Genomic DNA, 6297 nt, shown 5'->3' with positions numbered 1-6297 from the left:
GATCCGGGGCCACACCCATGGTCAGCGGCCGGTCAGCGGGGCAGTCCGCCGGGCGCGGTCGCCCACGTGGTGTTCGGCTCCGTGGCCAGGGTGAACTTGAGCGTGCCACCCGTCCGCAGCAGGCTGCCGTCCGTCCAGGACCGGTCGTGCGTACGGCCGTCGATCCGCACGCCGCCCACATACGCGTGCGTGGCATCGGCCGCGGGCGCGTCGATGACGATGTCGGCCCGCCCGGGCCGGTCGAGCACGGCGTGCGGGAACAGCGGCGCGCCCAGCAGAAGGTTGGCGCTGCCGGGGGTCTGCGGGTAGATGCCCAGGGCCGAGAAGACGTACCAGGCGGACATGGTGCCGAGGTCGTCGTTGCCGGGCAGTCCCGTGGGTCCCGTGCCGTAGACGGTGTCGAGGATCTGCCGGACGGTGGCCTGGGTCTTCCACGGCCGGCCGAGCGCGTTGTAGAGCCACGGGGCGTGGATGCCGGGCTCGTTGGTCGGGTCGTAGCGCAGCGCGTCGCCGCCCTTCACCGACCAGGACCCGTCGGCCTTGTGGAAGAAGCCGTCGAGCCGGTCCGCCGCGACCTCACGCCCGCCCATCGCCTCGGCGAGCCCCTGCACGTCCTGCGGCACCATCCAGGTGTACGTGGCACTCGTGCCCTGGGCGAACCCGCGGTCGCTGCCCGGGCTGAACGGCGTGACCCACGACCCGTCCAGGTTGCGCGCCTGGATGTATCCCTCGGTTCCCGCCCCGTCCGTGGCGGCGGGGTTGTAGACGTTGCGCCACCAGCCGCCCCGCTCGGCGAAGTGGGCGGCCTGCTCGTCCCGGCCCAGCAGCTTCGCCCAGCGGCCGAGCGCGTCGTCGGCGACCGAGTCCTCCAGGGTCTCGGCGGCACCGCCCCAGCAGTGGCAGACGTCCTGCGCCGCGTACCCGGAGGTCATGTACTGCGCCAGGTTGGGCCGTTGGCCGGTGCACTGACCGGGGCAGCCCGCGTCGGAGAGCCCGTCCGGGTGCGGCACGGTGGCCTGCTTCGCCAGGGAGTCGAAGGCGCCGCGGTAGTCGAAGTTGCGGACACCCATGGCGTAGAAGGTGGCGAGCGTGGCCGCCGTCGGGTCACCGGTCATGACATGGGTCGGGCCGTTGATGTGCACCCACCGGTCCCAGACCCCGCCGTTCTGCTCGGCGAAGTTGTACAGCGACTGGGCGAAGTCCCCGGCGATACGCGGCTTCAGCAGCGCGAGCAACTGGATCTGCGCCCGGTACTGGTCCCAGCCCGAGAAGTTGCTGTACTGCGCCCCCTGACCGCGCTCGATCCGATGAGCTTTCCCGTCCATGCCGGGATAGCGGCCGTCGCGGTCACTCACCAGATTGGGCTGCTGGAGGGAGTGGTAGAGCGCGGTGTAGAAGGCGGTCCGCTGAGCCTCACTGCCGCCCCCGACCCGCACGGAACGCAGCTCACGGTCCCAGGCCCGGCTCCCGGCCGCCGCCACCTGGTCGACGCTCGCCCGCGGCTCTATCTCCTCGCGGAGGTTGGCCTCGGCGCCGGCGAGGCTCACGTACGAGATCCCGAGCCGCATGTGGACATCGTTGTCGGACCCGGTGTCGAAGCCGACGTAACCGCCCGAGCCGCGGCCCGCGCGGTCGGCGCCCGTGGCATAGCCCTCGCCGCCACCGCCCGTGGTGGAACCGGGGGAGAGGGTGCCGTCCTGCCACGTACCCGTGCCGGAGAAGGCGCGGTCGAAGGACGCGGTGAAGTAGAGCCGGTAGTAGCTCTTGCGGTTGTTGGTACCGCCGTTGGCACGCCGACCGCAGAACGCGCCCGTCAGCACCGACCCGGTCACCTTGCGGTGGGCGCGGTCGATCTCGATCTCCGCGTCCTCGCTCCCGTTGAGGGAGTTGGAGACCCGGAAGAGCAGGTTGGCGGGCTTGTCGGCGGGGAACGTGAAGTCGGCGACGCCGGCCCGCTGCGACACCGCGAGGTCGGCGCGGGCGCCGGAGTCGAGGCCGACGGAGTAACGGCCGGGCACGGCCCGCTCGTCGGCGTGCGAGAAGTTCGCCGCGTACACGGCGTCCGTGGTGTCCGCCGAGGGCGACGAGGTGACGTCTCCGACGAACGGCATGATCGGTACGTCGCCCGCGGCACCCGGGTTGCAGCCCGCGCCGTTCACATGCGTGAGGCTCAGCCCGCGCAGCCGGGTCGCCCCGTACTCGTAGCCGTTGGCCGCGCCCGTGCTGGTCTGGTCGCCCCGGGTACTGGTGGGCGACCAACCGATCATGCCGTACGGGAGGTTAGCGCCCGGGTAGGTGTTGCCCCCGTTCGCTGTGCCGATGAGCGGATCGACGTAGGCGGTGGGGCGGGCGGGCGCGGCGGCGTCGGCTGCCGCGGAGACCGGCCCCGGCAGTGCGGCGGCGAGCGCGGTGGTCAGCGCGAGAGCGGCGGCTCTCCTGCCGAACGTCCGCGACACGGCGGTGGATCTGAGGACCATGTGCGAGGAAACCTTCCGTGTGAACGGGCGGCGCGACCGACCGCCTGACGGCGGCCCGGCCCCGAGGAATGCCGCCGACGACAGTAGGCCCCCGAACCACGCACAGCCCCGCCAAAACCGCCAAACTCGATGAACGCCCAATGAACCCACAGCACACCCAAGCCCCGTAAGGGGCGCGGGGAACGGCGCGAGCAACCCCCACTGACGGCCACCCGACGTCGAACGGTCACCCCCCCCGTAAGGGGCGCGGGGAACGGCGCGAGCAACCCCCACCGACGGTCACCCGACGTCGAACGGTCACCCCCTAAGGGGCGCGGGGAACTGCGCGACCAGCCCCCACCCACCCGCACACGACATCACTCCGAAGCGGGGCGTCAGCACAAGGCCGGACGCGGGGCGTCAGCACAAGGCCGGACGCGGGGCGTCAGCACAAGGCCGGACCCCGCCACCTCCCGGCGACGGAGCCCGTCCCTCAGAACCGCACCAACCTCACGCCGTGTGCAACGTCAACCCATACCGCTGGAGAATCTCGTTGATCGGCTGGTACCAGGTCTCACCCCCGGTGGAGCAGTTCCCCCACCCACCGGAGGTGACGCCCTGCGCCTGGTCACCGCTGATGAACGACCCACCCGAGTCACCGGGCTCGGCACAGACACTCGTCTTGGTCATCTGACGCACAGCACCCTGGCTGTAGTTGACCGTCTCGTTCTTCGCCAGCACGTTCCCGCAGTGCCAGTGCGTGGTCGACCCCGACCGGCAGATGGACGCTCCGACCGGCGCCTCGTTGGAGCCCCGTACGAGCTGGTCGGACACCGTGCCCCAGCCGAGTACGACGGGCACGGTCCACCACCCGCTGCCGACGTTCACCCACGCGTAGTCGTTGTCGGGGAACGACGACCCCTGGATGTTGCCTATGTACGAGCGGTCCCAGCCACTGACACCCTGCCCGGCCCCGCCGCAGTGCCCGGCGGTGACGAAGCCGCCGTACACGGAGAAGCCGATGGAACAGCGGACGTTGCCGGTGTAGAAGGGGTCGCCGCCGACGGTCCCGGCCGCGAACGTCTCGGGCGCCGCCGCGGTCTCCTCGACGGTGACGGCGACCGAACCACCGGCCCGCGCCTTCGCAAGGAACGCCCGGACATCGTTGTCAGCTCGCTGCGCGGCGACGACGCCCACGACGACCGAGCTGGACTCGGCGTCGACGTACCAGTTGCTGACCCCGTCGGGCGCGGCCAGCTTGTCGATGCGCGCCTTGGCCGCGTCGAGCTGCCGCGCGCTGTACTTGACGGTGCGGACACTCGCGCCGGTGTCCCGCACGGCGGCGAGCGTGGCGGCGGACGCGCCGCTCTTGACGGCGACGGTCAACTTCCCGCTGTCGGCGTCGAACCAGGAGCCGCCGTACGCGGCGCCGGCCGCGCGCTCGGCCTTCGGTTCGACGGCGGTCGCCTTCTTCTCGGCGGCGAGACGGGCCTCGGCGCCCGCCTTCGTCAGCCCGAAGTCCCGGCGCATGGCGTCGATGAGGGCGTTGGAGGCGGGAGCCTTCGAAGCGGCGGTGGGGGCGGCTTCGGGGGCGTCGGCGGCCGAGGCGGATCCGGTGCCGACGGCCGCCCAGGAGCCGATCAGGAGGAGGGAGGCCAGAGCGGTGCTCAGGGTCGTAGTGCGTCTCAAGGCGATGGCCCTTCGTTGTTCCAGCAAGGTGGGGGCGGAACAGCTGAACTATGAGAGCGCTCTCATCTCATTGCGGGGCAGAGCCTAGCGGCAGACCATCGTCAGGTACAGACCAAAAACAGGGGTTGTCGAAGGGGCCGGTGTTCGTCAGCGGGCGAGCGGAATCCCGTACGCGCGCTCCACATGCAGCCGCAGGACGAGCCGGCCGTCGCGGACCATCGCGGCCCGGTAGTCGTCCCAGTCGGGATGTTCGCCCTGGACGTCCCGGTAGAGCCGGATCAGCTCCTCCACGGTCTCGTCGCCGGGCTCGCGGGCCACGGGCGAGAGATCGGCGATGCCCTCCGCGACGGTGTAGGCCCAGCGGTCCGCGCTGGTCACGTGGTACGAGACCCGCGGATCGCGGCGCAGATTGCGCGTCTTGGCGCGGCCGTCGGTGAGCGACACACGCACGATCCGCTCGGCGGGGTAGTACGCGTGGTTGACGTTGGACAGCTGGGGGCGTCCGTCGCGCTTGAGCGTCGTCAGCACCCCGCCGTCGTACTCGGAGAGGAGTCGAAGCAGGGCGTCCTGGCCGGGACCGGCGTCATCAGTCATGCGCTGAGCAACGCCTGCGCCCCCACGGAACATTCCGGCAACAGGCGGTACGGCGAGCACGGCGCGGCGACGAGCAGCACCGCGCCACGCCCGCCGTACCGCCGGGCCGGCCGGGAAGCCCTGCAGGCCCGCATCAGGACGCGCTGCACGGACCGGTCACGGGCGCCGTGGAGCTGCCGTACTTCATGACGGTGACCCCGAAGCCCGTCGACGCTCCCGCCGCCGGACTCCCGTTGCCGTGGCTCGTCGAGCCCGTGACCTGCGGGGCGAAGGTGTGCCCTTCCCCTGTGTGATCGTCAGATCGTCCGAATGTTTCGAAAGAAGCAAGGTGCGGGTGTGACGGGTGAGTGATCCCGCGCGCCTGACAGGTTCCGCATACGCGTCGGTCAGGGTCGACGCATGATCACGAGCACACGCGGCGCCGGACGCCGTTCCGCCGTCGTCCTGGCGGCCACCCTCCTCCTCGCCGTCCTGGCCGTCCTGGCCGTTCTCGCCGGCTGCGGCGGTCCGGAGACGAGGACGACGGCGCGCGTACCGGGCGCGCACGAGACCCGGGCCGGCGGGGCCGCCCCCGCACCCGCACCCCGGATCTCCCTGGACGCGGCCCCAAGGCACCTGCCGAGCCTGGGCCCGAAGACCTCCGCCGGGATCCCGCCGAGGACGAGTCAGGTGCTCGTGGTCACGGGCCGGGGGCGCAACTCCGCCGTGTCGACCGCCGTGCTGTACAAACGCACGGCGTCCGGCTGGCACGCCGGGACCCTGTGGCCCGCGCACAACGCCTTCCGGGGCTGGACCGACCGTCACGTCATCGGCGATCTCCGCTCACCCGTCGGTGTGTACACGCTCACCGACGCGGGCGGTCTGCGCGGCGATCCCGGTACGCGTCTCCCGTACCACCACTCCGGCGGCTTCTTCGTGGACGGCACCGGCTTCGAGGGCGAGGCCCTGGCCGGCTCCTTCGACCATGTGATCGCCATCGACTACAACCGCGAGCCCGGCACCTCACCCCTGGACTGGACACGGCCCCTGGGCGTCGGCCGGGGCGGCGGCATCTGGGTGCACGTCGACCACGGGGGCCCCACCCAGGGCTGCGTCAGCCTGCGCGAGGACCACATGAAGGCGCTGCTGCGCGCCGTCGACCCGGCCCGCCACCCGGTCATCGTCATGGGCGACGCGGCGGCGCTGAGACGCTGAGCCTCGTCGGCCGACCGGGTGGTGGGCCGTCAACCGGTGGCCGGCCGTTGCCTGGTGGTCCGGGTACCAGGATCGGCGGTCCTGCCCACAGGAGAGACCTGGTTGCTCCCGCCCCGTAGGCGCACTGTGGACGCATGGACACCACCCAACAGCAACCGGAGGCCAGGATCCGAGTGACGCCGCTGCGTCGCCTCAGCGGAGGCACGTACGTGCCGCGCGGCCGTCAGGAAGCCACCACGCAAAGCAACGACTTCCCGCGCGCGGGAAGTCGGGAACGGCCCGCGCGAACGGGCGGCCGGCACGTGGCATGACGCCGCACGCGCGAAGGGGACGTTGAACGGCGGCTGCCCCACACCCGAGGGTG

At 71.7% G+C, this 6297-nt stretch carries 4 protein-coding genes; 1 reads left to right on the top strand and 3 read right to left on the bottom strand.

The annotated features are described in order from the left end of the window. Nucleotides 1–32: 32 nt before the first annotated feature. The 3 genes from ACFWGJ_RS40580 to ACFWGJ_RS40570 all read right to left on the bottom strand — a co-directional run bounded on the left by ACFWGJ_RS40580 (nucleotide 33) and on the right by ACFWGJ_RS40570 (nucleotide 4739). Complete coding sequence (locus tag ACFWGJ_RS40580; RefSeq protein WP_387333980.1) at nucleotides 33–2477, bottom strand: GH92 family glycosyl hydrolase; 2445 nt, start codon at nucleotides 2475–2477, stop codon at nucleotides 33–35. Nucleotides 2478–2966: 489 nt separating this feature from the next. Next, entirely contained in the window at nucleotides 2967–4145 is a 1179-nt protein-coding gene (locus ACFWGJ_RS40575) for a S1 family peptidase (protein WP_387333979.1), read from the bottom strand. Between the two features lie 147 nt (nucleotides 4146–4292). After that, the gene (locus tag ACFWGJ_RS40570; RefSeq protein WP_387333978.1) at nucleotides 4293–4739 is read right to left on the bottom strand and encodes a PPOX class F420-dependent oxidoreductase; all 447 of its coding nucleotides are present in this window, start codon (nucleotides 4737–4739) and stop codon (nucleotides 4293–4295) included. Between the two features lie 399 nt (nucleotides 4740–5138). Between ACFWGJ_RS40570 and ACFWGJ_RS40565 the strand changes: the two genes are divergently transcribed. Beyond that, nucleotides 5139–5933, top strand: coding sequence for a L,D-transpeptidase family protein (locus tag ACFWGJ_RS40565; RefSeq protein WP_387333977.1), 795 nt, complete (start codon nucleotides 5139–5141; stop codon nucleotides 5931–5933). Nucleotides 5934–6297 lie beyond the last annotated feature (364 nt).

It is taken from the genome of Streptomyces sp. NPDC060205 (assembly GCF_042728395.1).
GTDB lineage: Bacteria > Actinomycetota > Actinomycetes > Streptomycetales > Streptomycetaceae > Streptomyces.
The sequence above is the reverse complement of the archived record's forward strand: the minus strand, read 5'-3'. Positions and strand labels throughout refer to the sequence as shown.

Coding starts and splice junctions, on each gene's coding strand:
- ACFWGJ_RS40580 (WP_387333980.1), bottom strand. CDS start 2,477: ATGGTCCTCAGATCCACCGCCGTGTCGCGGACGTTCGGCAGGAGAGCC.
- ACFWGJ_RS40570 (WP_387333978.1), bottom strand. CDS start 4,739: ATGACTGATGACGCCGGTCCCGGCCAGGACGCCCTGCTTCGACTCCTC.
- ACFWGJ_RS40565 (WP_387333977.1), top strand. CDS start 5,139: ATGATCACGAGCACACGCGGCGCCGGACGCCGTTCCGCCGTCGTCCTG.